Here is a 25579-nt window from a genome sequence, read left to right as displayed (position 1 = left end):
CCTGAGCCGGCCGGGGAGACCGATTTCAGTAATTCCCGAGAGTGGCAGTGGCCAAACCGGGAAAGTCTGTAATCAGGCTATCTACGCCGAAGTCGGCGAGCCTGCGCATCAGCGCGGGTTCGTTGACTGTCCACACGGACACGTGCAAGCCCTGGCGCTGGGCTTTTTCCAGACGCTCGGGGGTGCACAATGTCCAGTTCAACGCCAGATACTCACAGCCATAGTTCTGCGCGACCTTCAACGGGTCGAGCCAGGCATATTCGGCGACCAGGCCGCGTGACAGGTCTGGGGTGAGTTCAACCGCCGCTTTCAGCACTTCCCGCGAGCTTGAGGTCACGGTGACCTTGTCCATCAGACCGAAACGTACGGCCATCTCACGGATCGCCAGCACGGTGGTGGCGGCGCGGGTGCGCGAAGCGCTTTTGACTTCCAGTTGCCAGTGATCGAAGTCGCACTGTTCGAACAGTTCTTCCAGGCGCGGGATCGGGCAGGGCTTGACCCAGCCCGGGCCGCCTTTGCGCGCGTCCATCTTCACCAGGTCTGCCGCCGAATACTCGACGACTTTGCCGCGCCGGTCGGCGGTGCGCTTGAGGGTCGGGTCGTGGATGACCATCAGCTCGCCGTCCATGGACAGGTGCAAATCCAGTTCGCAGCGGCGTACACCGTGCTTGAGGCACTCCTGGAAGCTGGTCAGGGTGTTTTCCGGTGCTTCGCCTTTGGCACCGCGGTGGCCGTAGATCAGGGTCACAGTTGCTCCTTTACGCCAGGTCGTCCGGCGGGGTGAATTCGAGAGTTCAGGTGTCTTGGGCGTCGCTTTGTTCCCGCGCCAGGCGCCGTTCCTGGGCCTGTTTCTGCAAGATGTAGCGCGCCAGCAGTTGGCGCTGGGCGTCGGTCATGGCTTCGAATTCCGTGCCGACGTCAAAGCCTGTGCCTTTGGGATCGCAATGGGTGACCCGCGCGCGCAGCAGCAGGCCGAGTGCCTGGGGCATCAGCACCAGCTTGACCGCCAGGTGGGCGCCGGCCGGCAGGGGCGTGGGGTGTTGGAAGTCGATGCCACCTTCGGAAATGATCACCGGCTGCGGAGCGCCGACCTCATCCAGCAAGCCGCGCGCCATGATCTGGCTGAGCAGGTCGACACGTTTGTTCTGCACACGCAGGAAGGCCGCGAGGGTGCGATCCTTCTCGCTGAGCTGGCGTAGCAGGTGCTGGGCCTCGAATTCACTCAGGTGCAGCTCGCTGAGCAGATTGAAGAGTGGCGAATCATCCAGCAACACTTCCTTGCTCGCTGCTTCGGGGGCAGACAGGCTTTTGATTTGGAGTGCGATCATGTCGTCGATACGGTAGTATTCGCGGCGCTCTTCTTCATCTAATGTCGACATGGCGAACCCCAGGTAACGGTAATGGTCTGAGTGTAAAGCTGCTTACCAGACCCCGCCACCGGGACGTCTTCTTTTCCTCCGAACAAGCCCCGACATGTTCAGACCTCTCTTCGTATTTATCGGCACGCGTTATACCCGTGCAAAGCGCCGCAATCATTTTGTGTCGTTCATTTCCCTCACCTCGATGATCGGGCTCGCCTTGGGCGTGGTCGTGATGATCGTGGTGCTGTCGGTGATGAACGGCTTCGATCATGAGATGCGCACCCGCGTGCTGGGCATGGTGCCCCACGCGACTATCGAGGGCGATGCGCCCATCAGCGACTGGCAAAGCCTGGCGGCCAAGGTCAAGCAGAACCCCAAGGTGCTGGCGGTTGCGCCCTTCACCCAGATGCAGGGGTTGCTGACCAACGACGGCAAGGTGCAGAAGATCCTGCTTAATGCCATCGATCCGGCCCAGGAACGCAACGTCTCGATCATCGACAAGTTCATGTTGCAGGGCAAGCTCGACGACCTGGCGCCCGGCAGCTTCGGCATCGTGATCGGCGACAAGGCGGCGGCCAAGCTCGGCGTGGGCCTCGGCGACAAGCTGACCTTCGTCGCGCCGGAAGTCACCGTGACCCCGGCCGGCATGTTCCCGCGCATGAAGCGCTTTACCGTGGTCGGCACCTTCCACGTTGGCGCCGGCGAGATCGACGGCTACCTCGGTCTGACCAACCTCACTGACCTGGCGCGCCTGCATCGCTGGCAGCCGGACCAAGTGCAGGGCCTGCGCCTGAAGTTCAACGACCTGTTCGACGCACCGCGCGGCGCCTGGGAAATCGCCCAGCACTTGGGTGAAAACCAGTACTACGCCCGCGACTGGACCCGTACCCACGGCAACCTGTACCAGGCCATCCGCATGGAAAAAGCCATGATCGGCCTGCTGTTGCTGCTGATCGTCGCCGTGGCGGCCTTCAACATCATCTCCACGCTGGTGATGGTGGTGAACGACAAGAAGGGCGATATCGCCATCCTGCGTACCCTCGGCGCCACGCCGGGGCAGATCATGGCGATCTTCATGGTGCAGGGCACCGTGATCGGTGTGGTCGGCACCTTGATCGGTACGGCCGTCGGCATTCTGGCTGCGTTGAACGTGAGTGCCGCCATCGCCGGCCTCGAAACCCTGATCGGCCACAAGTTTCTCAACGCCGACGTTTACTTCATCGACTACTTGCCGTCCCAGGTTCAGGCCCAGGACGTATTGATGGTGGGCGGCGCTGCGTTGGTCCTGAGTTTCCTTGCCACCCTGTATCCAGCCTGGCGCGCGGCACGTACCCAGCCAGCACAGGCCTTACGTTATGAGTGAATCGGGCATGAGTGAAAAAGCAATCCTGAGCTGCCGCAACCTGGGCAAATCCTACGAGGAAGGCCCGGAATCGGTGGTGGTGTTGTCCAACCTGCAACTTGAGCTGCACCCTGGCGAACGCGTGGCGATCGTCGGCAGTTCCGGTTCCGGCAAAAGTACCTTGCTGAACCTGCTGGGCGGCCTTGATACGCCGTCCCAGGGCAGCGTGTGGCTGGCCGGTGAAGAGCTGTCGGCCCTCGGTGAGAAGGCTCGTGGGCAACTGCGCAACCGTTCGTTGGGCTTTGTGTACCAGTTCCACCATTTGCTGCCGGAATTCACCGCCCTGGAAAACGTGTGCATGCCGCTGTTGATCGGCAAGACCGCGATCCCGCAAGCCCGCCAGCGTGCCCAGGCCCTGCTGGAGCGTGTCGGCCTCGGCCATCGCCTGGAGCACAAGCCGGCGGAGCTGTCCGGCGGCGAGCGTCAGCGTGTGGCGATTGCCCGTGCCCTGGTCAACAACCCAGGCCTGGTGATGCTCGATGAGCCCACCGGCAACCTCGACTCCCACACCGCCCAGGGCATCAAGGACTTGATGCTGGAACTGAGCACCCAGATGCGCACCGCGTTCCTGGTGGTGACCCATGACATGAGCATGGCCCGGCAGATGGACCGCGTGTTGCACCTGCAGGAAGGTCATCTGGTCGCCATCTGACCCGTTTCAAGCCCGGCGCCTTAAGCGCTGGGCTTTTTCATTTTTTCAACGGTGCCCGCGAATGTTCAGACCGTTATCGATTTTCATCGGCACGCGCTATACCCGCGCCAAGCGCCGCAACCGTTTTGTCTCGTTTATCTCGATGACCTCGATGATCGGCCTCGCCCTGGGCGTGCTGGCGATGATCGTGGTGCTGTCGGTGATGAACGGCTTCCAGCGCGAAATGAGCTCGCGCATCCTTGGCATGGTGCCCCACGCGACCATCGTCGGCGTGAACCCGATCAACGATTGGCAGCCCGTGGCCGCCGCCGCGATGAAGAACCCGGAAGTGACCGCGGCAGTGCCCTTCACGCAGATGGACGGCATGTTCTCCTACAAGGGCGCCATGCAGCCGATCGAGATCAGCGGCATCGACCCGGCACAGGAAGGCAAGGTGTCGATCGTGGCCCAGCATATCGTGCGCGGCAAACTGGATGACCTGAAGCCTGGCGAGTTCGGCGTGGTGGTCGGCGAAATCACCGCCCGGCGCTTCCGCCTCAACGTGGGCGACAAGTTGACCCTGATCGTGCCGGAAATCAGCACCGCACCGGGGGGCATCACCCCGCGGATGCAGCGCTTGAACGTGGTGGGGATCTTCAAGGTCGGCGCCGAACTGGACGGCTCCATGGCCATGATCCACATGGCCGACGCCGCAGAGATCCAGCATTGGCAGCCGAACCAGGTGCAAAGCGTGCGCCTGGCGGTGAAAGACCTGTATGCGGCGCCCAAGGTCTCGGCGGACATCGCCGCCAGCCTGGGCGCCGGCTACAAGCCGGATGACTGGACCCACACCCAGGGCAGCCTGTTCAGCGCAATGAAAATGGAAAAGACCATGATCGGCTTGCTGTTGCTGATGATCGTCGCCGTGGCTGCGTTCAACATCATTGCTACGCTGATTATGGTGGTAAACGACAAGGGCGCGGACATCGCGATCCTGCGTACCATCGGCGCGACGCCGCGGCAGATCATGGCGATCTTCATGGTGCAGGGCACCGTGATCGGTGTTGTCGGCACCTTGATCGGCGGCATCCTGGGTGTGATTGCGGCGCTGAATGTGAGTGAGCTGGTGGGCTGGCTGGAACGGGTTACCGGGCAGCATATCTTCAGTTCGGATGTGTATTTTGTCAGCAATCTGCCTTCGGAGCTGCAAGGCGGGGATGTGCTGCTGATCTGCACGGCCGGGTTTGTGTTGAGCTTTTTGGCGACGATTTATCCGGCGTATCGGGCGGCGAAGATTGAGCCGGCGCATGCCTTGAGATATTCGTAAGATTCAAGACCGCTATCGGGGGCAAGCCCCCTCCCACATTGTGAAGCGTGAATATATTCAAACTGTGGGAGGGGGCTTGCCCCCGATAGGGCCGGTACCGCTTGCATCAATCTCCGGCGGGCAACTCGATCACAAACCGCGTCCACCCCGCCCCAGACTCACAATAAATCCTCCCTCCATGCGCCCGCACAATCGACTGGGTAATCGCCAACCCCAGCCCCGCATGCTCGCTGCTGCCTTCATGCCGCGCCGGGTCCGCCCGGTAGAACCGATCAAACAACCTCGGTAACAACTGTGCTGGAATGCCTGCCCCGGTGTTTTCAACCGTGAGCGTCACGCCGTCCACCATGCGCACCCGCACTTCGCCGCCCGCTGGAGTAAACCGCAGGGCATTATCGAGCAGGTTCGACAGCGCCCGGCGCAACATGCCGCGATCACCCATCGTGTGGGCTGTGCCTTCGCGCACCAGGCTGACGTGGGCGTCTTCGGCCAGCAACGCGAAAAACTCCAGCAACGCCTCCACTTCATCTGCCAACGCCAGAGGCTCGCGCTTAGGCACCAGCAATCCATGATCTGCCTTGGCCAGGTACAACATGTCATTGACCAGCTGCGCCATCCATTGCAGCTCTTCCAGGTTGCTGTGCAACGCCTCGCGGTAATCCTCCAGCGGCCGTGGCTGAGTGAGGATGACCTGGGTCTGGGTCAGCAGGTTCGACAACGGCGTGCGCAGTTCGTGGGCGATGTCGGCGGAGAACGCCGAGAGACGCTGGAACGCATCGTCCAGGCGGCTGAGCATGGCGTTGAAGGTTTGAGCCAGTTCGGCCAGTTCCACCGGCATGTGCTGCTGGGGCAGGCGCTGGGTCAGGGAGTGGGCAGACACACTCGCGGCCACTTCCCCCATGCGTCGTAACGGTCGCAGGCCACTGCGGGCGGCCCATGCACCGAGCAGGGCGGTCGCCAGGGCTGACAGGCCGACGGTGAGCCAGATCAGATGCTGCATGCGTTGCAGGAAATGCTGGTGGTGAGTGATATCGAGCACCAGCGTCAACTGTGGCGAGTCGGGTTGGTTTGCCCGCAACGGTGTGTTGTAGACGCGGTAGTCGGTGCCGGCGTTTTGCAGGCTGTGCAGGCCGGGGCCGGTGGGCAGATTGACGCCGGGTGCACCGTCAAACCAGCGCTGGCCTTGGGCGGTGATACGCAACGCCAGCTCGGGTTGGCGATTGAGCTCGGCGCGCAGTTGGGCTTCACGTTGCGCGAACAATTCTGGCGAGTCGACACCCTGCAACGTGCTGCGCAGTGCCACCAACTGGCTGTCGAGCTGTTGCTGGTCCAGCTCAATGAAGTGCGCCTCGCTGGCGCGGTTGAACAGCACGCCCGCGATCAGCGACACCACCGCCGTGCAGGCCGCGAACAGCAGCGCCAGGCGACTGGCCAGGGACAGGCGCTTGATCAATTGACGCGCTCCTCCAGCACATAACCCATGCCGCGCACGGTGTGGATCAATTTATTCGGGAAGTTATCGTCGACTTTCAGGCGCAGGCGGCGGATTGCCACTTCGATAATGTTGGTGTCGCTGTCGAAGTTCATGTCCCACACCTGGGAGGCGATCAGCGATTTGGGCAGCACTTCGCCCTGGCGGCGCAGCAGCAGTTCGAGCAGGGAAAACTCCTTGGCCGTCAGGTCGATGCGCTGGCCGTCCCGCTCGACGCGACGGCGGATCAGGTCCAGGCGCAAATCGGCCAGTTGCAAGGCGGTTTCCTGCGGCGTGCTGCTGCCACGGCGCAACAGGCTGCGCACGCGCGCCAGCAGTTCGGAGAAGGCGAAGGGTTTGACCAAGTAATCGTCGGCACCCAGTTCCAGGCCGTGCACGCGGTCTTCCACGGCGTCGCGGGCGGTCAGGAACAGTACCGGGATGTCCAGGCCTGCCGTGCGCACGGCCTGGAGGATCTGCCAGCCATCACGGCCCGGCAGCATCACATCGAGGATCAACAGGTCGTAGGCGCCGGTCAGTGCCAGGTGCTGACCGCTGGTACCGTCGGCCACCAGTTCGGTGGTAAACCCCGCCTCCGTCAGGCCCTGGCGCAGGTACTGGCCGGTTTTGGGTTGGTCTTCGACGATCAGCAGTTTCATGGGCGGCTCTTGGCAACGGGTGACGACGGCTTTATACCCTGGGTGCCAGGGCAGGGGGGTAACCTGACAAAGTTGTAATCTAGCAGTCAGTTGGCTGGCAGCGGCGCACGCTTAGAGTGTGCCCCAGATGAGTCAGATATTTTGGAGAAGAATGATGGCATTGCGTAAACCCCTGTTGTTGGCGACGTGCCTGCTGGCGTTGAGTGTTGAGGCGATGGCTGATGCCGCCCACACCTATGCGTTCGGCGAGGCTGCACCCGCGAGCAAGGCCACGCGTACCGTGGAAGTGACGCTGCAGGACATTTCCTTTTCGCCCAAGTCCATTGACGTAAAAGCCGGTGAGACGGTGCGCTTTGTACTGGTCAACAAGGGCCAGTTGCTGCACGAATTCAACCTGGGCGATGCGGCAATGCATGCCGAGCATCAGAAGGAAATGTTGCAGATGCAGGCCAGTGGCATGCTCACTTCCACGGGCATGGGCAAGATGGATCATAGCGCCATGGGCCATGGTGATATGAAACACGACGATCCCAATAGCGTATTGGTCGAGCCCGGCAAAACCGCCGAGCTGACCTGGACCTTCACCAAGGCCACGGGCCTGGAGTTTGCCTGCAACCTGCCGGGGCATTACCAGGCGGGCATGGTCGGCACGCTCAACGTCGATTGATCCGCTGGCGCTTAGGCGCGGGGGTAAAGGCTGGTAGACTGGCGCGGTTTATTTAGCCAGGTTTCCGCCATGCATCCCGCAGCCGAACATTCGCCGCTGGGCAAGTCCAGTGAATACATCTCCACCTACACACCTTCGTTGTTGTTCCCGATCCCGCGTGCGGCCAAATGGGCCGAACTGGGCCTGAGCGCCGAGACCCTGCCTTACAAGGGCGTGGATTTCTGGAACTGCTTCGAACTGTCCTGGCTGCTGCCGTCGGGCAAGCCGGTGGTGGCCATCGGTGAATTCAGCATCCCGGCCGACTCGCCGAACATCATCGAGTCCAAGTCGTTCAAGCTGTACCTCAATTCGCTCAACCAGACCGCGTTTGCCGATACGGCAAGCCTGGAAGCCACCCTGCGCACCGACCTCAGCGCCGCTGCCGGCAAGCCTGTGACCGTGCGTATTCGCACCTTGGCTGAAAGTGAAGCTGAAGGCGTAATGGCGTTGCCCGGCGTGTGCATCGATGATTTGGATATCAGTGTCAGCAACTACGAGCACCCACGTCCGGAACTGCTGCGTTGCGATGACGCGCGCGTTGTCGAGGAGAGCGTGCACAGCCACCTGCTCAAATCCAACTGCCCGGTGACCAGCCAGCCTGACTGGGGCAGCGTCGTGGTGGAATACCGTGGTCACGCGCTGGATCACGCCAGCCTGCTGGAATACATCGTGAGCTTTCGCCAGCACTCGGACTTCCATGAACAGTGCGTGGAGCGCATCTTCCTGGACTTGCAGCGCTTGCTGAAGCCGGAGAAGTTGACGGTGTATGCGCGGTATGTGCGGCGGGGTGGGCTGGATATCAACCCGTATCGCAGTACTGAGGATGTCGCGTTCCAGAACGTGCGCCTGGCTCGCCAGTAAACAACTGTGGGAGTGGGCTTGCCCCCTCCCACATTGGGATCTGCGCTGGGCTGGCGCGCAGATTAAATTCCCATGCTGCCCAGCGTGTTCATGATATTGCGCAATGTCCCGGAAATCACCGGGTGCTCGGCGTCGAACTCTATGGCTGCTTGATTCACATCATCGGAAATACTGGGTGTCTGAGTCGCCGGTTCAAGTTCAAGTTGTAACTCAAACTTGGCAATCAAAGCCTCCAGTGCTTCACGCTTCTCTTCCGACAGCGGCGGATCCTGTTCCAATTGCCCGCGCAGGATCTCGACCTGTTCTTCCAGTTTTTTGCGATCAGGCATGACATGTTTCCTTTTATCGATAGTCACTGGCATAGACCGCGGCACGCCGAGAAAGGTCTACGGGCTGACCTGTAGATTAATCCACTGGCGTCGACTGTGCATGATCCGTGTCAGGGCTTCTCGCCTTTGTGCTGGCGCAGCCTGATGTCGGCCAGGCAGGTTCCGAGTTCGCCCAGGTGATCGATCACCGAGTGCACGCCCAGCCCGTACAGCGCGAGGGTGGCCTTGCCGCGCTTGAGCTCGCGTTCCGGTTCGCTCAATGCCAGCCATTGCTCGGGCGCCATCCCGCACAATGAGCCGCAGGAGGCCAGGCCGATGGTCCACAGCCCGGCATTGAGCCCGGATTGCAGCAGGCGCGGTTCGCCGCTGACCAACACGCAGCCTTCCAGGCGCTCGATATTCAGCTCCATCAAGGCTTGCCAGCAGGCATGGGGCGCGGGCCAGCGAATGGCGGAGGGCGATGCCGCCTTGACCCAGTCGGGCAGCGTGGCGGCCAGGGGCGTGGTGACGGCGGGGGGGAGTTCATCCAGCCAGGCGCAGGGAACACCCTGTTCCTTGAGGCTGCGCAGGATTTTCAGCGCACCCGGTGTGGCTTGGGAGTCGGGGGAGGGTGAGTCGGTGCGCGCCCGGGAACCGAAATCCACCAGGCAGCCACTCAGGCCAAACAGAACGGCAGTCAAGGCGGGGGCGCTGGCGATGGCAATTTCGGGTTGAGGCATGTCGACATCCCTGAAATAGCGCTAACGCTATCGAGGCAGGATGACAAGTCGATGACAGGATTGTTAATTGTAGGAATTTTGTCCATTTAATGTCAGGCGCTTCCTTGTTGCTGCCTAAATGGCGACTTCCGTCATATACTGACGGCCTTATTCAGGGCATAGCGCCCATGACAGACCATTCAAGGAGCAAAAGCTATGCGCTGGAGCCACTATTTCGCTCAGCTGTCGGTGTGTGCCACTGTACTGCTGGCGCCGTTTGCCGCACACGCAGCGTCGGAAGACGATCCGTGGGAAAGCATCAACCGCCCGATCTTCACCTTCAACGACACCGTTGATACCTACGCCCTGAAGCCGTTGGCCCAAGGCTATGAGTGGATTACCCCGCAGTTTGTCGAAGACGGTATCCACAACTTCTTCCGCAACATCGGCGATGTGGGCAACCTGGCCAACAACGTGCTGCAACTCAAACCGCATAACGCCGGTGTCGACACCGCCCGTTTGCTGGTCAACACCACGTTCGGCGTGCTGGGCTTTATCGATGTCGGCACCAAAATGGGGCTGCAACGCAGCGATGAAGACTTCGGCCAGACCCTCGGTTATTGGGGCGTGGGCAGTGGTCCTTACGTGATGATCCCGCTGCTGGGCCCAAGCACACTGCGTGATGCGCCGTCCAAGTACGTGGACAGCTACACCCAACCGTACCGCTATATGAACGATATCGGCTGGCGCAACAGCACCATGGGCCTGAACATTGTCGACACCCGTGCCAGCCTGCTCGACAGTGAGAAGCTGATCACCGGCGATAAGTACACCTTTATCCGCAACGCCTACCTGCAGAACCGCGAGTTCAAGGTCAAGGATGGCAAGGTGGTTGACGATTTTTAAGCTGTGATGTTTTGAAATGAAAAAAAGGCGACCCTGGGGGTAATGCCAGTCAGTTAAGGGCAAACACTGTACCTGTGGCGAGGGAGCTTGCTCCCGCTGGACTGCGCAGCAGTCCCATTTTTGGGGCCGCTTCGCGGCCCAACGGGAGCAAGCTCCCTCGCCACAGGGTATTTTTTACCCTTTCTAAGTGTTAACCGACTGGCATTAACCCTGGGGGTCGCCTTTTTTGTGCGCGGGTTTCAGCGCATTTTCAAGATCTTAAGCCCCAGCTGTTGCTCTTCGCCTGCCGTCTTGGTCCATACCACTTCGGTATCCGCCTCCAGGCCGGCAAGGGCGGCATGCTCCGAATCGATGCGTACGGTCAATTCATCTCCCACGTTGAACTGGCGGGGTGCCTGCACCTGCATCCCGGAGCTGGAAAGGTCCACGCATACCCCGGCAATCTCCTGGCCGGCATGGATCAAAGCCACATCGGCATCCACACGCATGCGGATGAAATCGCGTTTTTCGGCATAGTCGCGCTCGTGTTCGCTCATAGGTTCCATCCTTACTTTGTGTTGTGGTCGTGCCTGTTCTTATAACTCCCGGTGATTTGCGATGTAAAGACGCCCGGCGACCATCGGCATGAGCTTGAAACCCCTCACGGATGGGAGTACCGTCTGCGCCTTAGAAGGGCACCTCTGCTTTACCTTTGTGCATGGGCGAAATCCCAATGCTTTGTAGGACAGAGAGGCTAGAAAGCGAATCCAGTACGTGAGTCCGGCCATTGCCGAGCCGCCTACGCCAACCTAATTCTGGCGCCGTTTGCCCACATGCAAAAAACCAGTGCCACGCTGCTGATAATCGATGACGACGAAGTAGTGCGCGCGAGCCTCGCGGCCTATTTGGAAGACAGTGGCTTCAGCGTCCTGCAGGCCAGTAATGGCCAACAGGGTCTCCAGGTATTCGAGCGCGACCAGCCCGACCTCGTGATCTGCGACCTGCGCATGCCCCAGATGGGCGGCCTCGAGCTGATTCGCCAGGTGACCGAGCGCGCGCCGCAGACCCCGGTGATTGTCGTGTCCGGCGCGGGCGTGATGAACGATGCCGTCGAGGCCCTGCGCCTGGGCGCTGCCGATTACCTGATTAAGCCCCTGGAAGACCTGGCGGTGCTGGAGCACTCGGTGCGCCGCGCCCTGGACCGTGCCCGCCTGCTGGTGGAGAACCAGCGCTATCGCGAGAAGCTCGAAACCGCCAACCGCGAACTCGAAGCCAGCCTCAACCTGCTCCAGGAAGACCAGAACGCCGGTCGCCAGGTGCAAATGAACATGCTGCCGGTCAGCCCCTGGACCATCGACGAATTTCAGTTTGCGCACCAGATCATCCCGTCGCTGTACCTCTCGGGTGATTTTGTCGACTACTTCCGCGTTGACGAACGGCGTGTCGCGTTCTACCTGGCCGATGTATCCGGCCATGGTGCTTCCTCTGCTTTTGTCACCGTGTTGTTGAAGTTCATGACCACACGGTTGCTGTTCGAATCCAAACGCAATGGCACCTTGCCGGAGTTCACCCCCTCCCAGGTGCTGGGCCACATCAACCGGGGCTTGATCAGCTGCAAGCTGGGCAAGCACGTGACGATGGTCGGCGGCGTGATTGATGAAGAAACCGGTCTTTTGACCTACAGCATCGGCGGTCACCTGCCGATGCCGGTTTTGTACACTCCTGACAGTGTGCGTTACCTGGAAGGGCGTGGTTTGCCGGTGGGCTTGTTCAATGAAGCCACCTATGAAGACCACATTCTGGAGTTACCGCCGACATTCAGCCTTACGCTGATGTCCGACGGTATCCTGGACCTTCTTCCAGAGCCTACACTCAAAGAGAAAGAAGCCGCCTTGCCCCAAAAGGTCAAGTCGGCGGGCGGCAGCCTGGATGGCCTGCGGCAGGTTTTTGGATTGGCCACGCTAGGGGAGATGCCGGATGATATCGCCCTATTGGTGTTGAGCAGGAATCTTTGATGAGTACCGGAAGAATCCAATTCGCCGAGCAAGACGGGACCTTTGTCCTGAAATTTGTCGGTGAAGTGCGCCTGACCTTGTGTTCGGCGCTGGATGCGACGATTGAGCGGATCTTCACAGCGCTGAACTTCTCGGCGATCGTGATCGATCTGACCGAAACCCGCAGCATCGATAGCACCACCCTGGGTCTCTTGGCCAAGTTGTCCATTCTGTCTCGGCAGAAGGTTGGCCTGTTGCCGACGGTCGTCACCACCCACGAAGACATCACCCGTCTGCTGCAGTCCATGGGCTTCGACCAGGTGTTCAACATCGTTGACCGCCCGATCCCCTGCCCGGAATGCCTGACCGACCTGCCGTCCCAGGACCAGTCCGAGGAAGTGGTGCGGGTCAAGGTGCTGGAAGCGCACAAGATCCTGATGGGCTTGAACGAGTCCAACCGTGAAGCCTTCCACGACCTCGTCAACGCGCTGGAACGCCACTGATCCAAGTCCTGGAATACGGTCAACTGTGGGAGGGGGCTTGCCCCCGATAGCGGAGTGACAGTCAGTAAATTCATAACTGACCCACCGCCATCGGGAGCAAGCCCCCTCCCACCTTAGAACGCTGCTTGGCTTGAGACCGGCAAAAGGCAAAAAAAGGGCGGTACCCGCGAAGGTACCGCCCTTTTTGCCGCCTGCGCTTTTTACAGCTTGGCCGACAACAGCGCTTCCAGCTTCTCCTGGTCCCGAGCAAACTGACGAATCCCCTCCGCCAGCTTCTCAGTCGCCATCGCATCCTCGTTGGACTCCCAACGGAACTGCGCTTCAGTCAGGTGCACCCGCGCTTCACCGGCATGGCCTGGCGACAACTTACGCTCCAGCTTGCCTTCATCCGCCGCCAGCTTCTCCAGCAGATCCGGGCTGATGGTCAGGCGATCACAGCCAGCCAACTCTTCGATCTGGCTGAGGTTGCGGAAGCTCGCACCCATCACCACGGTCTTGTAGCCGTTGGCCTTGTAGTAGTTGTAGATGCGCGTCACCGACTGCACACCCGGGTCTTCAGCACCGGTGTAGTCGTTGCCGTTGGCCTTTTTGTACCAATCGTAGATACGGCCCACGAACGGTGAGATCAGGAACACGCCAGCCTCAGCACAGGCTACCGCCTGGGCGAAGGAGAACAGCAGCGTCAGGTTGGTCTGGATACCTTCTTTTTCCAGCTGCTCGGCGGCGCGGATGCCTTCCCAGGTGGAGGCGATCTTGATCAGCACACGGTCGCGGCCAACGCCGGCTTTGTCGTACAGGTCGATCAGACGGTGCGCACGCTTGAGTACGGCGTCAGTGTCGAACGACAGGCGGGCATCCACCTCGGTGGAAATACGGCCCGGCACCACTTTGAGAATCTCTTGACCCACCGCCACCGCAAAACGGTCGCTGGCCAGGCCTACATCACCATTGCAGTCCTGTACGCACTCATCGAGCAGCTTGGCATAGCCTGGGATCGACGCAGCCTTGAGCAGCAGGGAAGGGTTGGTGGTGGCGTCTTGCGGCTTGAGCTTGGCGAGGGTAGAAAAATCGCCGGTATCGGCTACGACGGTGGTGAATTGCTTGAGTTGTTCCAGCTTGGAAGTCATGGGCGTGCTCTGTCCTGTGGGTCTGATGACATTACCCGAGCGCCGACAGGCGCTCAAGGGCGCAAATGCGTTCGATCGTTTGCGAGGGCAACAACCTGAAAACAGCCGTTTGAATGACCGGCCGTGCTGCAAGATAGGAGGGCAAAACGGTCGGCAGGTTCAACCCAATTACCGCATGACCACCACAACCCAAATGTGGGAGGGGGCTTGCCCCGATAGCGGCAGGCCAGTCACCCCGGACCTGCACGGACACTCAGCGCCCTTCCAGCAAAGCCCCGGCCTGATCCAGCAACGCCAACGGATCACTCGCCTTATGAATATCCACCGACAACAACTGCCTGAACTTGCGCGCCCCTGGAAAACCAGTGCCCAACCCCAGAATATGCCGAGTGATATGGTGCATCGAGCCACCGCTCGCCAAATGCTCAGCAATATAAGGCCGCAACTGCACCAGCGCCTCAGCCCGGCTGATCACCGGCGCCTCACTGCCAAACAACTGCTGATCCACCTCCGCCAACACATACGGATTGTGATAAGCCTCGCGCCCCAGCATCACCCCATCAAACGTCTGCAGATGCTCATGGCACTGCTCCAGCGTCTTGATGCCGCCGTTGAGCACAATCTCCAACTCGGGAAAGTCCTGCTTCAACTGCGCCGCCACGTCGTAGCGCAAAGGAGGAATGTCACGGTTCTCCTTCGGTGACAGCCCTTCCAGGATCGCAATCCGCGCATGCACGGTAAAACTGGTGCAGCCAGCGTCCTTCACCGTCCCGACGAAATCACACAACTGGGCATAACTGTCCCGCCCGTTGATCCCGATACGGTGCTTCACCGTCACCGGAATCGACACCGCATCACGCATCGCCTTCACACACTCCGCCACCAACGCCGGATGCGCCATCAAGATCGCGCCGATCATATTGTTCTGCACCCGATCACTGGGGCAGCCGACGTTCAGGTTTACTTCGTCGTAGCCTGCGGCTTCGGCCATACGTGCGCAGGCCGCCAGGTCGGCGGGCACGCTACCGCCCAATTGCAGTGCAAGCGGGTGCTCGGCTTCGTTGTGGCGCAGGAAACGGTCGTGATCGCCGTGGAGGATCGCGCCCGTGGTGACCATCTCGGTGTAGAGCAGCGCGTGCTTGGAGAGCAGGCGCAGGAAGAACCGGCAGTGGCGGTCGGTCCAGTCCATCATAGGTGCAACGCTAAAGCGCCGAGACAGTGCGGGGCTTGATTCTGCTGGGCTAAAGCTCTGTTTATCTAGCATTTTACTCAACGTGTTCTTGGCGAGTTTTAGGGCGTTTTCAGGCGTTTTTAGAAGCTAGGTGGTACGATGTACCACCTTAAAACTGACGCGTACCACTTTCGAAATGGCGACTATCAGGGCAAGAAAACTGGCGGATGGGACTGTGAGCTACACGGCTCAAATCCGCATCAAACGCGACGGAGTGCAAGTCTACCAAGAGAGCCAGACCTTCGCCCGGAAACAGGCCGCTCAGGCGTGGACGCGCAAGCGCGAATCTGAGTTGGACCAGCCTGGTGCGATCGAGCGGGCCAGCCGGAAGGGCGTCACAGTCAAAGACATGATCGACCAGTACCTGTTGGAAGTGGGAAAGGCCCGACCGCTGGGCAAAACCAAGAAGGCCACACTTGAAGCCATCGGCAAGATGGACATCGGCCAACTGAACGATACCGACGTCACCACTCAATGCCTGGTCGACTTCGCGCTCTTTCGGATGAGCAGCGAAGGTGGCGGGGTCCAGCCACAGACCGCCGGCAACGACCTGGCGCACCTCGGCGCCGTCCTGGCCATCGCCAAAGACGCCTGGGGCTACCAGGTCGATCCGCTCGCCATGGGCGGTGCGCGCCGGGTGCTGCGCAAGTTGGGCTACAACCTTAAAAGCCGCGAGCGCGACCGCCGGCCGACGTTGGACGAGCTGGACAAGGTTCTCACGCACTATCAGGCCATGCAGGCGCGGCGCCCAACCGTCATCAATATGCTCAAGGTCGTGGGCTTTGCCCTGTTCTCTACGCGAAGGCTGGATGAAATAACCCGTATCCGCTGGGCCGACGTCGACGAGCCTGGTCAGCGAATGCTGGTGCGCGACATGAAGAACCCCGGCCAGAAGATCGGCAACGACGTGTGGTGCTACCTGCCGGACGAGGCGTGGCAGATCCTCCACACCATGCCGAAGGCCGGCGAAGACATCTTCCCCTACAGCCCTGAATCCATCTCCACGTCCTGGGCCAAAGCCTGCAAGTTTCTGGAAATTGCTGACCTGCACTTCCACGACCTTCGCCATGAAGGCGTCAGCCGCCTGTTTGAAATGGATTGGGATATCCCGCGTGTGGCAAGTGTGTCCGGCCACCGGGATTGGAATTCGATGCGGCGCTACACCCACCTGCGTGGCAAGGGTGATCGCTATGTGGGCTGGGAATGGCACGAAAAGATACTGAGGGCGCCCGTCCAACTGGGCGCCGCATCAGAGAAGTGGCTCAAAAGGCGCGTTTTATCCCGTTGAGCTGGTTATGTTCCTTAACTGCCGCTGCGTGCTGCAGATCCAGGTATGCGGCCAGGTCGTTTATCCGCCGCTGTCAGTGAGGCTGTGTTGCACATTCCTGCCAGTACAGCGACAGATTGTCGAGGCGGGTAACCAGCAGGCCGTTGGCCGGGAAGTGCGGCACGCGCACGGCTGGCAGGTTGCCGATACGCTTCTGGCTGGTGACGATATCGGCCGCAAGCATCTCGGTCGGCGCCTGGGTTCTATTGATGATCGGGAAGTACTTGTCAGCAAGCAGCTGGCGACCGCAGATCACCACCAGGTCGGTGTCTTCTTGGTACCAAGGTTCGATGAACTCGTTGACCATGCTGATGACCAGGGCGTCGATGTTTTCGAAGTCCTTACCGGCGCCGATCTGGATCTTCCCGCTGCCGTCGACTACTTCATGCAACACGCGAGCAGCATTTTCCAAGCGCATTTTCTGCAACCACCCGACGTTCACGTCCTGCAGCAGTGGGTTGGTTGCTGAGTTGGAGGTTGCTGCCCGACTGGTGCCGTTCCAGCCGATCATGATGCGGTTGAGCGCCTGTGCCTTGATGATCGCGTCGCGAATTCGCGCCTGGAAGTCCTTGAACTTGGCCCACTGGTCCAGCTTCTGGTAGCGGATGCCGGTGTCGAAGTTGGTTTGGGTGCAGGTGTACCCACGGTTATCCAGTCCGCTTGGGTCGCGGGGCTCTCGATCTTTGAGCGTGGTGTCGGTGGTGCTGGCAATAGTGCCGTCGATACCGATGCCGATTTTTTCGCCCGACTGCTCCGAAACGCCGAACACGTTGATGGCGCTGAGAAATGCGCTGGATTCCTGAATCCGGGTTTCCAGTGTTTGGGCGACGCTTGGGGCGGCGGTGAATTTGGTGGTGACGTCGCTCACGCCGTGCAGTTGCGCGAGTTGTTGCAGGTAGGCGTTGTACAGGACGCGGGTATCGTTACGCATGGTGTTCTCCGATGTTCCTTGGCTGGGTGTTGTCCGTGGTGTGGATCAGCAGTCGGTGACGAGTGCGCCGTCACCGCCCGTAGCCGGCGGGCGAACGGAGTACTGCGGTTGTTTTCCGGTGGTGTCCGGGGTTTTTTCGAGTTTGCCCACCAGCGCCGTAAAGTCGGTGGAGAGCTTGTCGTGGGCCGCCTGGAGCTTTTCGCGGGCAGACTTTTCCGCCGCAAACGCTTCGCCCTGGTGGGCTACGTGCTCGGCCATGGCTTCAACCGCCTCGCCGAGTTCAGTGAAAAGAGCGGCGTCCTTGCCTTCCTTGTCCTTGCTCTTACCGAGGAGTTCGAGAACGCGGCTGAACAGGCCTGTGACCTTGCCGCTTTCGTCCTCAACCTCTTCGAATTCAAGTTCGATCTCGATAGCCTCGGAAAAAAGGTTGCCAGGATCGCGCTTCCGGCCTGCCAGTGGGTTCATGTCCGGGTGTTGAGCGCTGAACGTCAGCATCTCGGTGCCCAGGCTGGCTGGGGTATCGGTAACCGCGATGCCGTCCAGGTAGGCCCGCCCGGTGTCGGCGAACTTCGGACGAATCTCGATGCTGGTGTACAGTTTTTGCCGCGCCTTGTTCATCGTGACCAGGTCGGCAGTCGGTTGAATCTGGGCAAACAGAGCGAGTTTTTTGGCGCCGGCAATTTCAACTTCTTCGGTCTTCAGCGCGACCACATCGCCATAAGCTCGGAATGGGCTGTCGGGCAGCAGGCTGCGCATATGCTCGATCCACACCCGCGCACCGTAGGTGTTCTGGCTGTAGGTCTCGGCGGCATCGACCAGCCATTGCCGTTCGATCTGGCGACCGTCCGTGGTGGCGCCTTCGACGGCGACGCGGAAGAATTTGGAAAGCTGTTTTTTGCCTGGGTTGTTGGTTTTGCCGGCCATGCGTGAATCCTCAGAGCGGTGGCTGTGTGCCTTGGCGATGAGCGCATGTTGTTGAGCGCGAGCGCGACGGGCAACGAGGCGCTGTTGTAGATCGCCGCACTACAAGGGCTGGCGCGGGAACTGTACGCGCGCGGGCGGCAGCATCTGCGCCATGAATGCCATCGTCGAATTGCCCACTGATCACCGCCGCCATGCCAAGCACTTGTACTGGCAGGGCTATCGCGTGTGCGAGATCGCTGAACTGATCGGGGAGAAGGAAAAAACCCTACACAGCTGGAAGGCCCGCGACGAGTGGGACCGGGCGACTCCCCTGGAGCGTATTCAGGCTGCGACCGAAGCCCGCCTGGTGCAACTGATCCTCAAGGACCCGAAGTCAGGATCGGACTACAAGGAAATTGACCTGCTACACCGCCAGCTGGAGCGCCAAGCCCGTATTCAGCGCTTCAACGACGGCGGTACCGAAACCGAGCTGAACCCGAACCTAGCCAAGCGCAACGAGGGGCCGAAGAAGGCGCCTAAGCGCAACGAGTTCGACGAAGAACACATCGAAAAGCTGACTGAGGCGTTCATTGATGGCTGTTTCGGTTATCAGCTCGATTGGTACAAGGCAGGCAACCAGCGGACTCGCGCAATCCTCAAATCACGGCAGATTGGTGCGACCTATTACTTTGCCCGTGAAGCCCTGATCGATGCGCTCACCACAGGTCGCAACCAGATATTCCTGTCGGCCTCAAAAAACCAGGCGCATATCTTCAAAGCCTACATCCAGGCGTTTGCCCGCGAGGTGGTGGGTGTCGAGCTGACGGGTGACCCGATCATTCTGGGCAATGGGGCGGAGCTTCACTTTCTGGGCACCAACGCCCGGACGGCCCAGGGCTACCACGGCAATTTCTACTTCGACGAATTCTTCTGGACGTTTAAGTTCAAGGAACTCAATAAGGTCGCCAGCGGCATGGCGATGCAGAAGCAATACCGCCGAACCTACTTTTCGACGCCGTCCAGCATGGCGCACGAAGCCTATACATTCTGGACCGGTGAGCGGTTCAACAAGGGCAAGCCGGCGTCACAGCGGGTCAAAATCGACGTTTCCCACAACGCACTGCAACAGGGGCGGCTCTGCGAGGACCGGGTATGGCGGCAAATCGTCACCATCCTGGATGCGGAAGACCGTGGCTGCGACTTGTTCGACCTGGACGAGCTGCGCCAGGAGTACGACGCCGAGGCTTTCCAGAATCTGCTGATGTGCCAGTTCATCGACGACGGAGCGAGCATCTTCCCGCTGGCGATGTTGCAGCCATGCATGGTGGACAGCTGGGATCTGTGGGCGCAGGACTACAAGCCGTTTGCCGCGCGGCCATTTGGGGATCGGCAGGTTTGGGTGGGGTACGACCCAGCAGAGAGCGGCGACAGCGCCGGCCTGGTGGTCATCGCCCCGCCTATGGTGCCAGGTGGCAAGTTTCGGGTCTTGGAGAAACACCAGTTCCGAGGGATGGACTTTGCGGCCCAGGCAGAGGCGATTCGCCAGGTCACCAAGCGTTACTGGGTCACTTACATCGGCATCGACATCACCGGCATGGGGTCGGGCGTGGCCCAGTTGGTGAAGCAATTCTTCCCGAACATCACCGCTTTCAGTTATTCGCCAGAAGTCAAAACACGCCTGGTGCTGAAGGCCTATGACGTCATCAAAAACGGCCGTCTGGAGTTCGACGCCGGCTGGACCGACCTGGCCCAGTCCCTGATGGCTATCCGCAAAACAATCACCGCCTCCGGGCGCCAATTTACTTACACGGCCGGTCGCACTGACGAAACCGGCCATGCCGATTTGGCGTGGGCAACATTCCACGCACTGCACAACGAACCCCTCGAAGGGCAGACCACCTCGAACACCGGATTTATGGAGTCCTACTGATGAGCAGACGCAAGCGCGGCACCCAACTTGCCACCGCCGAGCAACCCATTGAAGGGGACGTGCTGCCGCCTGAATCCGGGCCGGTTGAGGCGTTCACCTTCGGCGATCCGGCGCCGGTTCTGGATAGCAGGGAGATCCTCGACTATCTGGAGTGCTGGGCCAACGGGCGTTGGTTTGAAACGCCGATGTCCATGGACGGCCTGGCGAAGACGACGCGGGCCAGCGTGTACCTTCAATCAGGGCTGAACTTCAAGCGCAATATGCTCGCCCGCACGTTCGTACCCCACCGGCTGTTGAGCCGTCAGGCCTTTGAGCAGTTCGCCCTGGACTGGCTCTGGTGTGGCAACTGCTACCTCGAAAAGCGCAACAACATGCTCCGCAACACCATGGGCCTGCTGCCGCCACTGGCGAAGTACATGCGCCGGGGTGTGGACATGGAGACCTACTACCAGGTGCGTGGCTGGAAGGATGAGCACGAATTCGCCCCTGGATCGATCTGTCATTTGCGTGAGGCAGATATCAATCAGGAGATCTACGGCCTGCCGGAGTGGCTTGCAGCACTGCAAAGCGCGCTGCTCAACGAGAGCGCCACGCTGTTCCGTCGCAAGTACTACAACAACGGCAGCCATGCCGGTTTCATCCTATACATGACCGACGCAGCGCAGAAGGAAGAGGACATCGATTCACTGCGGACCGCGCTGAAGAACTCCAAAGGGCCTGGCAACTTTCGCAACCTGTTCGTGTATGCGCCGGCCGGGAAGAAGGACGGCATTCAGCTCATACCGGTGAGCGAAGTGGCGGCCAAGGATGAATTCAGCTCGATCAAGAACATCAGCCGCGACGATCTGCTCGCGGCGTTGCGCATTCCGCCACAGCTGATGGGCATCGTGCCGCAGAACGCCGGCGGGTTTGGGTCGTTACGGGAGGCTGCTGAGGTTTGGGCGGTCAACGAGCTGGAGCCGTTGCAGGCGAGGCTGGCCCAGGTAAACGAGTGGCTGGGTGAAGAGGTCGTCAGCTTCAAGGAATTTGAGCTTCCAACCGGGGGGAAGTAGTACCCCCGCGCAGTAAACGAGGCGACGAGCTGGCGCGTCAACACCGGCTCGAAGTTGCACACACGCAAAAATCGACTCCTCCAAGCACAGTCTCGCCACCATAGCCCATTGGAGCAATGTTTAAGTGATCCTGATCCTAAGAACTCATTGGGTGATCTAGTGAATAAATAATGTTGCCATGAGTGTCGTTGATTAGGTTTGTATTATCTTCAAATAATAAAACTGCGTATTCTTTGAATTCGGATAATGTGTCGATATTTGAAAGGAGAGCCCTCATGGCTCCAGCTTGGCACCGGGAAACACCGTAAAGCATTATTGTTTTGAATAGATCAAGCGTCTCTTTTGTGAAGTCCATGCTCCTGAAGCCTGAGTGGACAGAGTTATTCCTGAAATCACGGATTTCTTGAACTGTATCGTATAGTTTCTTTTGCCAATATTTATATCGCGCATGATTTTCGAGTTTTAATTTTATTTCAGGCGATAATTGGATTGTCTGCTGCCCATTTGGGAAGCCTAAGAATAGACGGATATAGCTTTCGACAGAGTTATCCTTGTCATCAGCTTTCAATAAAGCCTCTAGGGCAAACCATGAAAATATAACTCTCAATTGAGGGTTTACTTCGTTTTTACTATTTCGTGTCCAATGAAGTGAACGCTTGTATCGCTCGCTTAATTCATTGTTAAGTGAAAGCACGTAGTTGGTGCTATCAAAACATTGGGTGCTACCATGCCCTATGTGAAAGGATAGGGATGGCTCAAATTGAAATCGTTTAATTGGGTTTATCTCGCCTGAAGATAAATTTTTAACGAAACCAATTCGCGACATTGTTATGTTTGATACTGCAAATTCGGTAGATTTAAAATCGAGAACTTCAAGAAATTTGCCATCGGCCTTTTGGATGGCTTCGTTTTGCGTCTCGCATTCCGTGATGGTCGCGATCCTAGCGCAAATTTTGTGTTTATTAAAATCAAGCCCGTTTTCTGAAGCAGATAGTTCTAGCGCATCTGATTCCGCATTACTGTCGGCTAAGTAGGATCTAAGTTCGACGCCCCCATAGATTGTTGTTGAAGGACTGGAGAAGCTCCGATCATCAAGTATTTTAACAACTAGGAAGTGAGTCATTTTCTCCTCCTGAGATTTTCAATAAGCTTCGTGATTATTATTTGTTTCAGCCATTTGTCATTTGGCGGTAGTAAAGTTAGATTTTTTTTATCGAGGTAGCGAACTAAGGCTTCAGCAATTACATAATTTTTATGTGTTATGCATATTTCGATTACTGTGGAAATATATTTTTTGTTTGAGCCTGTCTTGAGTAGCGTGCAGCTCTCTTTCTCGCATAAGTCTGTATTATTCACCGAGTGGTAGAAGCGTATGCGATACCATAGAAGTTCTTCAGGGTCTGGTGATGAATCAAAAAGTAATCTGTCGTATCTTGAAACGCCGTCCGTATCAAAAAGCGCGATTGCGAGTGTGTAACCTAATCTTATTGTTTTTTCGTGATGTGGGGAAATTTTGCAAAGTTGCAAAAAATAGTGGTGCGCCTCTAAGTTGCGGCCACGTGCGATTAGTTTGCTGATGAATTCTGTAAGTCGTTTGGCAAACTTTTTATTGTTGTTTGATGTTTCTCTATAACTTCGTTCAGCATCTTCCAAAATGCTAGGCTCCTTTCCAAGTGCATATCTAATTTAATCTCCTATTTTGCTGTGTAGCACACGCCGCAATCCGACTAATACTGGCTTTTGGAGTAGTTACGGGGCCAGTGTATCGCCGCCTAATTCACTCTGTAGGCCCACAATCATTTCAGTTTGTTCGCATCACTTCGGTTTATCAAATCCTTCAGAGCAGCGCCTCTTCTTTTGAAGCTTTTCTAGGGCACTGGATCAATCAAGGCGGCGTCCTTGTTTCTCACGTTGCCCACGGCGGCGCTGACCTTGAACCATTCAAAGGTTTCGGACGGCTCGCCCTGGTGCAACACCATCTGCTCGGCACGTTCCTTCGACGTTGCCGGGTTCAGCCATTCGCTGGCAAGGTCGGGTGTAAGTACCACGGGCCTTCTGTCGTGGATGTCCACCATGCCACCAGCGCTATCGGCGGTAATGATCACAAAACCGTCATGCTCGCCGGGGCCTTCATCAGCGTCTGGTAGCTGACCAATGGCTGCGCACAAGATCGGTGCTCCGTCCCGCCTGCGGATCAGGTAAGGCTGTTTCTTCTGTCCGCCTTCATCCACCCACTCGAACCAGTTGTCGATAGGCGTGATCGCACGGTGTGGCCAGATCGCCCTAAAGAACGGGCCGTGTGCAACTTTTTCGACACGTGCATTGATGGGCGCGGCCCGGTCTCTCGCCCAATGCGGGCGCCACCCCCATCGCACAGGATCGGCGTGTAGCAGCTCGCCCTGCAGGTGTAGTAACGCCACGTGGGTCGTTGGGGCGACGTTGTATCGCTCGATCGGCTGATCACCCACCGAGTTTGCCAGGGCATTGGGCATGCTCAGTGCCGCAACAAAGTCGTGGATTCCCCGGTACTGCGACAGTCTTCCGCACATGGCAAACCCCCTTTCCGTTTGACATTAGACAATCGTGGTCGGCCGAGGTCTCATTTCATTGACGATGCGCCGCAGCTCTTCCGCCTCCCTCCTGCTCACATTCGACAATGTGGTCAGGTCGGCGATCTGCTTACGCATTGCTGCTGCTTCGGCCCCACGTTCCCGCAGATACCCCGCAAACTCAGTGTTCTTCGCCTGGGTTTCCAGAAGCATTTGACTGATACCGAAAACGTCTGCCCGCGCTTTGCGTAATTGCAGATTGAGTTCCTGGATCTCGTTCTCCAGCAGACGGCAATGCTGTCGGTACATCTGCAGTGGGGTGGGGAGACCAAGCCATCCGAGGGTGTCTTCATCACTGTTCATGGGTACGAATCCAATACTGTATACATATACAGTAAATGACGTTTGGTCATGACGCGATTTGAGGCGACGAGCTGTAGGGGGGGCGGAGATTGGGCCGGAAAAGTCAGCTGGGATAGATGAAAGTTTGCCCTTCCGCAGCGTGAAAAAACCCATCCCAACATAGCATTTACTAGGTGTCACGGCAATCGTAAGGGGCTGCGTGGACCAATAAAAACGGGGCTTTCAGCATGTTTTCGCCTGCCGAGCAGTCGCAGTCAGGACAGGCCCAGGCTCACCGCTGCACATCGGGGAATCGGCGTGCTACATGTGGGCCACTGACGTGCCACAAGTGGTGGCAGTGGCGTGCTTCAGCACCCGGCGCGCGCCGTCGTCCCCCCACCTCGCCTGCGGGCTAAATGGGTCGTTTTTTCTGCGCACCTGCGTACCACTCTCGAAGGCGTAGGATGGGGGCTTGCTTGGCGTTTTTGAGGGGGCAGAAAACCTGCGGAATCCTGCGAAGGTGGATGTTTTTGGCAACGCTTCTAAGCATGCACACACAGCTGAATTCAGTAGGTGCCTCGGGAAAAAGGTTAGTTTTTTTTTGAGGGGGGTGTTGTGACTTGGAAGGCCCGTGTTTATTGGGCTTGAGACCTAACTTTGGTGGGTTAGGTTGGGTTAGGTTAAAGGTTAGCCATTCGTAAGCTTTTGTTTTTAAAGGGATTAATATATTGAATATTTAACACTAATAAAGGTTAGGAAATAACCAGACCTAACCCAAAAGCTAACCTTGCCAACCATTCGAAAAGCCATAAAAAACAAGGCTTTCAAGGCGCTCTGACAAAAACTAACCCTCCTAACCTCTTTCCCGTGGGTCAACATGAAAACGCGAGAGGTGCCTAGGGCGGACTGCTTTTGAAGCTGTATGCGGCATTGCGCAGTACTCACGACCTTTAAGTTCACGCGCCCACACTCTCGCTCATACAGCGTTAGATATTTACGTTTACGGGATGGTGGAGTCGGCGCGACAGGCACTGGCGATCAGTACCATTGCGCAACATCAAACGTGCCTTCTGACTCGATCGATAAAGTCACTGACCTGCGCCGTTGTTAGGCAATTCAACTCCCCGAAGGTCGCCAGGTGCTGAATCATTACTTCATGGCTGCCGGGTTGCCGGGCGATCATGCGACTGCAGGTTTTTTCCAGGATCAACCGCGCCATCTGCGGGTTCTCGACCTTCGTCGCATCGAAGGCCAGCGCAATGGCGGTCGCCAGCTCGCCCAGGTCCGGGTCCTTCCGTTGCAGTGCCCTTAGGACTTTCATCTGCCTTGCGGTGATGGGTAGCGACACGTCTCTCGTCCT

At 58.5% G+C, this 25579-nt stretch carries 26 protein-coding genes and 2 pseudogenes; 11 read left to right on the top strand and 17 right to left on the bottom strand.

The window, feature by feature from the left end; genetic code table 11:
• Positions 1-25: 25 nt before the first annotated feature.
• Positions 26-748, bottom strand: coding sequence for a glycerophosphodiester phosphodiesterase (locus tag K7431_RS06575; RefSeq protein WP_012722858.1), 723 nt, complete (start codon positions 746-748; stop codon positions 26-28).
• A gap of 46 nt (positions 749-794) precedes the next feature.
• Entirely contained in the window at positions 795-1379 is a 585-nt protein-coding gene (locus K7431_RS06570; protein ID WP_012722859.1) for a PilZ domain-containing protein, read from the bottom strand.
• Between the two features lie 94 nt (positions 1380-1473).
• Between K7431_RS06570 and K7431_RS06565 the strand changes: the two genes are divergently transcribed.
• The 3 genes from K7431_RS06565 to K7431_RS06555 all read left to right on the top strand — a co-directional run bounded on the left by K7431_RS06565 (position 1474) and on the right by K7431_RS06555 (position 4721).
• Complete coding sequence (locus tag K7431_RS06565) at positions 1474-2724, top strand: lipoprotein-releasing ABC transporter permease subunit (protein WP_012722860.1); 1251 nt, start codon at positions 1474-1476, stop codon at positions 2722-2724.
• Between the two features lie 7 nt (positions 2725-2731).
• Complete coding sequence (gene lolD, locus K7431_RS06560) at positions 2732-3415, top strand: lipoprotein-releasing ABC transporter ATP-binding protein LolD (protein ID WP_012722861.1); 684 nt, start codon at positions 2732-2734, stop codon at positions 3413-3415.
• Between the two features lie 61 nt (positions 3416-3476).
• Complete coding sequence (locus tag K7431_RS06555; RefSeq protein ID WP_012722862.1) at positions 3477-4721, top strand: lipoprotein-releasing ABC transporter permease subunit; 1245 nt, start codon at positions 3477-3479, stop codon at positions 4719-4721.
• 106 nt (positions 4722-4827) lie between these two features.
• On the opposite strand, the gene K7431_RS06550 is transcribed toward K7431_RS06555, so the two are convergent.
• Positions 4828-6174, bottom strand: coding sequence for a heavy metal sensor histidine kinase (locus K7431_RS06550; RefSeq protein ID WP_012722863.1), 1347 nt, complete (start codon positions 6172-6174; stop codon positions 4828-4830).
• Entirely contained in the window at positions 6171-6851 is a 681-nt protein-coding gene (locus K7431_RS06545) for a heavy metal response regulator transcription factor (RefSeq protein ID WP_012722864.1), read from the bottom strand. The genes K7431_RS06550 and K7431_RS06545 overlap by 4 nt, the downstream gene beginning before the upstream one ends.
• 154 nt (positions 6852-7005) lie before the next feature.
• Between K7431_RS06545 and copI the strand changes: the two genes are divergently transcribed.
• The gene (copI, locus tag K7431_RS06540) at positions 7006-7518 is read left to right on the top strand and encodes a copper-resistant cuproprotein CopI (RefSeq protein WP_043204967.1); all 513 of its coding nucleotides are present in this window, start codon (positions 7006-7008) and stop codon (positions 7516-7518) included.
• Positions 7519-7587: 69 nt separating this feature from the next.
• On the top strand, positions 7588-8418 hold the full coding sequence (queF, locus tag K7431_RS06535) for an NADPH-dependent 7-cyano-7-deazaguanine reductase QueF (protein WP_012722866.1): 831 nt from the start codon (positions 7588-7590) through the stop codon (positions 8416-8418).
• Between the two features lie 62 nt (positions 8419-8480).
• Here queF and K7431_RS06530 read toward each other — a convergent pair whose 3' ends face one another.
• On the bottom strand, positions 8481-8747 hold the full coding sequence (locus tag K7431_RS06530) for a DUF4404 family protein (RefSeq protein ID WP_012722867.1): 267 nt from the start codon (positions 8745-8747) through the stop codon (positions 8481-8483).
• Positions 8748-8857: 110 nt separating this feature from the next.
• The gene (locus tag K7431_RS06525; protein ID WP_012722868.1) at positions 8858-9466 is read right to left on the bottom strand and encodes a hypothetical protein; all 609 of its coding nucleotides are present in this window, start codon (positions 9464-9466) and stop codon (positions 8858-8860) included.
• Between the two features lie 195 nt (positions 9467-9661).
• On the opposite strand from K7431_RS06525, the gene K7431_RS06520 reads away from it, so the two are divergent.
• A complete protein-coding gene (locus tag K7431_RS06520; protein ID WP_012722869.1) occupies positions 9662-10351 on the top strand; it encodes an MlaA family lipoprotein in 690 nt (229 codons plus the stop codon).
• A gap of 239 nt (positions 10352-10590) precedes the next feature.
• Here K7431_RS06520 and K7431_RS06515 read toward each other — a convergent pair whose 3' ends face one another.
• Complete coding sequence (locus K7431_RS06515) at positions 10591-10887, bottom strand: PilZ domain-containing protein (protein WP_012722870.1); 297 nt, start codon at positions 10885-10887, stop codon at positions 10591-10593.
• A 276-nt stretch (positions 10888-11163) separates the two neighbouring features.
• Between K7431_RS06515 and rssB the strand changes: the two genes are divergently transcribed.
• Both rssB and rssC read left to right on the top strand, forming a co-directional pair.
• The gene (gene rssB / locus K7431_RS06510; RefSeq protein ID WP_012722871.1) at positions 11164-12345 is read left to right on the top strand and encodes a two-component system response regulator RssB; all 1182 of its coding nucleotides are present in this window, start codon (positions 11164-11166) and stop codon (positions 12343-12345) included.
• A complete protein-coding gene (rssC, locus tag K7431_RS06505) occupies positions 12345-12827 on the top strand; it encodes an anti-sigma factor antagonist RssC (RefSeq protein WP_003172602.1) in 483 nt (160 codons plus the stop codon). The genes rssB and rssC overlap by 1 nt, the downstream gene beginning before the upstream one ends.
• A gap of 200 nt (positions 12828-13027) precedes the next feature.
• Here rssC and tal read toward each other — a convergent pair whose 3' ends face one another.
• Together tal and dusA are read right to left on the bottom strand one after the other, a co-directional pair.
• Entirely contained in the window at positions 13028-13954 is a 927-nt protein-coding gene (gene tal, locus K7431_RS06500; RefSeq protein WP_012722872.1) for a transaldolase, read from the bottom strand.
• Positions 13955-14207: 253 nt separating this feature from the next.
• Positions 14208-15218 carry a tRNA dihydrouridine(20/20a) synthase DusA gene (gene dusA / locus K7431_RS06495; RefSeq protein WP_012722873.1) on the bottom strand — a complete coding sequence of 337 codons (1011 nt, stop codon included), beginning with the start codon at positions 15216-15218 and terminating at the stop codon, positions 14208-14210.
• A 103-nt stretch (positions 15219-15321) separates the two neighbouring features.
• On the opposite strand from dusA, the gene K7431_RS06490 reads away from it, so the two are divergent.
• On the top strand, positions 15322-16473 hold the full coding sequence (locus K7431_RS06490; protein WP_012722874.1) for a site-specific integrase: 1152 nt from the start codon (positions 15322-15324) through the stop codon (positions 16471-16473).
• Here K7431_RS06490 and K7431_RS06485 read toward each other — a convergent pair.
• From K7431_RS06485 to K7431_RS06475, 3 genes and pseudogenes are all read right to left on the bottom strand, one after another.
• Positions 16448-16537: pseudogene (locus tag K7431_RS06485) on the bottom strand (pyocin activator PrtN family protein); the annotation flags it as partial. The gene K7431_RS06490 and the pseudogene K7431_RS06485 overlap by 26 nt on opposite strands.
• A 30-nt stretch (positions 16538-16567) precedes the next feature.
• Positions 16568-17443: pseudogene (locus K7431_RS06480) on the bottom strand (phage major capsid protein, P2 family); the annotation flags it as partial.
• A gap of 45 nt (positions 17444-17488) precedes the next feature.
• Positions 17489-18367: a GPO family capsid scaffolding protein gene (locus K7431_RS06475; protein WP_012722876.1), complete on the bottom strand. Its 879-nt coding sequence runs from the start codon at positions 18365-18367 to the stop codon at positions 17489-17491.
• 151 nt (positions 18368-18518) lie between these two features.
• Between K7431_RS06475 and K7431_RS06470 the strand changes: the two genes are divergently transcribed.
• Together K7431_RS06470 and K7431_RS06465 are read left to right on the top strand one after the other, a co-directional pair.
• Positions 18519-20276 carry a terminase ATPase subunit family protein gene (locus tag K7431_RS06470; RefSeq protein WP_012722877.1) on the top strand — a complete coding sequence of 586 codons (1758 nt, stop codon included), beginning with the start codon at positions 18519-18521 and terminating at the stop codon, positions 20274-20276.
• Positions 20276-21328 (top strand): phage portal protein, encoded by a 1053-nt coding sequence (locus tag K7431_RS06465; RefSeq protein WP_012722878.1) that lies wholly within the window; start codon positions 20276-20278, stop codon positions 21326-21328. Before K7431_RS06470 ends, K7431_RS06465 begins: the two co-directional genes overlap by 1 nt.
• A gap of 136 nt (positions 21329-21464) precedes the next feature.
• Here the strand turns inward: K7431_RS06465 and K7431_RS06460 are convergent, their stop codons facing one another.
• The 5 genes from K7431_RS06460 to K7431_RS06440 all read right to left on the bottom strand — a co-directional run bounded on the left by K7431_RS06460 (position 21465) and on the right by K7431_RS06440 (position 25567).
• A complete protein-coding gene (locus tag K7431_RS06460) occupies positions 21465-22451 on the bottom strand; it encodes a HEPN domain-containing protein (RefSeq protein WP_012722879.1) in 987 nt (328 codons plus the stop codon).
• A complete protein-coding gene (locus K7431_RS06455) occupies positions 22448-22981 on the bottom strand; it encodes a hypothetical protein (RefSeq protein ID WP_012722880.1) in 534 nt (177 codons plus the stop codon). Before K7431_RS06455 ends, K7431_RS06460 begins: the two co-directional genes overlap by 4 nt.
• A 215-nt stretch (positions 22982-23196) precedes the next feature.
• Positions 23197-23877 (bottom strand): SOS response-associated peptidase family protein, encoded by a 681-nt coding sequence (locus K7431_RS06450; RefSeq protein ID WP_012722881.1) that lies wholly within the window; start codon positions 23875-23877, stop codon positions 23197-23199.
• A gap of 24 nt (positions 23878-23901) precedes the next feature.
• Positions 23902-24240, bottom strand: a complete 339-nt coding sequence (locus K7431_RS06445; protein WP_043204970.1) for a hypothetical protein — start codon at positions 24238-24240, stop codon at positions 23902-23904.
• 1036 nt (positions 24241-25276) lie between these two features.
• On the bottom strand, positions 25277-25567 hold the full coding sequence (locus tag K7431_RS06440) for a hypothetical protein (protein ID WP_012722883.1): 291 nt from the start codon (positions 25565-25567) through the stop codon (positions 25277-25279).
• Positions 25568-25579: the final 12 nt, after the last annotated feature.

The sequence above is a fragment of the Pseudomonas fluorescens group sp. genome (assembly GCF_020093335.1).
Taxonomy (GTDB): domain Bacteria; phylum Pseudomonadota; class Gammaproteobacteria; order Pseudomonadales; family Pseudomonadaceae; genus Aquipseudomonas; species Aquipseudomonas petroselini.
The sequence above is the reverse complement of the archived record's forward strand: the minus strand, read 5'-3'. Positions and strand labels throughout refer to the sequence as shown.

Bases quoted from the DNA above. Each gene is read 5' to 3' on its own strand.
- dusA (WP_012722873.1), bottom strand. From the start codon at position 15,218: ATGCTAGATAAACAGAGCTTTAGCCCAGCAGAATCAAGCCCCGCACTG.
- K7431_RS06570 (WP_012722859.1), bottom strand. From the start codon at position 1,379: ATGTCGACATTAGATGAAGAAGAGCGCCGCGAATACTACCGTATCGAC.
- copI (WP_043204967.1), top strand. From the start codon at position 7,006: ATGGCATTGCGTAAACCCCTGTTGTTGGCGACGTGCCTGCTGGCGTTG.
- K7431_RS06475 (WP_012722876.1), bottom strand. From the start codon at position 18,367: ATGGCCGGCAAAACCAACAACCCAGGCAAAAAACAGCTTTCCAAATTC.
- K7431_RS06490 (WP_012722874.1), top strand. From the start codon at position 15,322: ATGGCGACTATCAGGGCAAGAAAACTGGCGGATGGGACTGTGAGCTAC.
- K7431_RS06565 (WP_012722860.1), top strand. From the start codon at position 1,474: ATGTTCAGACCTCTCTTCGTATTTATCGGCACGCGTTATACCCGTGCA.
- K7431_RS06530 (WP_012722867.1), bottom strand. From the start codon at position 8,747: ATGCCTGATCGCAAAAAACTGGAAGAACAGGTCGAGATCCTGCGCGGG.
- rssB (WP_012722871.1), top strand. From the start codon at position 11,164: ATGCAAAAAACCAGTGCCACGCTGCTGATAATCGATGACGACGAAGTA.
- K7431_RS06545 (WP_012722864.1), bottom strand. From the start codon at position 6,851: ATGAAACTGCTGATCGTCGAAGACCAACCCAAAACCGGCCAGTACCTG.
- K7431_RS06525 (WP_012722868.1), bottom strand. From the start codon at position 9,466: ATGCCTCAACCCGAAATTGCCATCGCCAGCGCCCCCGCCTTGACTGCC.
- K7431_RS06520 (WP_012722869.1), top strand. From the start codon at position 9,662: ATGCGCTGGAGCCACTATTTCGCTCAGCTGTCGGTGTGTGCCACTGTA.
- K7431_RS06445 (WP_043204970.1), bottom strand. From the start codon at position 24,240: ATGAACAGTGATGAAGACACCCTCGGATGGCTTGGTCTCCCCACCCCA.
- K7431_RS06450 (WP_012722881.1), bottom strand. From the start codon at position 23,877: ATGTGCGGAAGACTGTCGCAGTACCGGGGAATCCACGACTTTGTTGCG.
- K7431_RS06515 (WP_012722870.1), bottom strand. From the start codon at position 10,887: ATGAGCGAACACGAGCGCGACTATGCCGAAAAACGCGATTTCATCCGC.
- K7431_RS06470 (WP_012722877.1), top strand. From the start codon at position 18,519: ATGAATGCCATCGTCGAATTGCCCACTGATCACCGCCGCCATGCCAAG.
- tal (WP_012722872.1), bottom strand. From the start codon at position 13,954: ATGACTTCCAAGCTGGAACAACTCAAGCAATTCACCACCGTCGTAGCC.
- rssC (WP_003172602.1), top strand. From the start codon at position 12,345: ATGAGTACCGGAAGAATCCAATTCGCCGAGCAAGACGGGACCTTTGTC.
- lolD (WP_012722861.1), top strand. From the start codon at position 2,732: ATGAGTGAAAAAGCAATCCTGAGCTGCCGCAACCTGGGCAAATCCTAC.
- K7431_RS06555 (WP_012722862.1), top strand. From the start codon at position 3,477: ATGTTCAGACCGTTATCGATTTTCATCGGCACGCGCTATACCCGCGCC.
- queF (WP_012722866.1), top strand. From the start codon at position 7,588: ATGCATCCCGCAGCCGAACATTCGCCGCTGGGCAAGTCCAGTGAATAC.
- K7431_RS06460 (WP_012722879.1), bottom strand. From the start codon at position 22,451: ATGACTCACTTCCTAGTTGTTAAAATACTTGATGATCGGAGCTTCTCC.
- K7431_RS06465 (WP_012722878.1), top strand. From the start codon at position 20,276: ATGAGCAGACGCAAGCGCGGCACCCAACTTGCCACCGCCGAGCAACCC.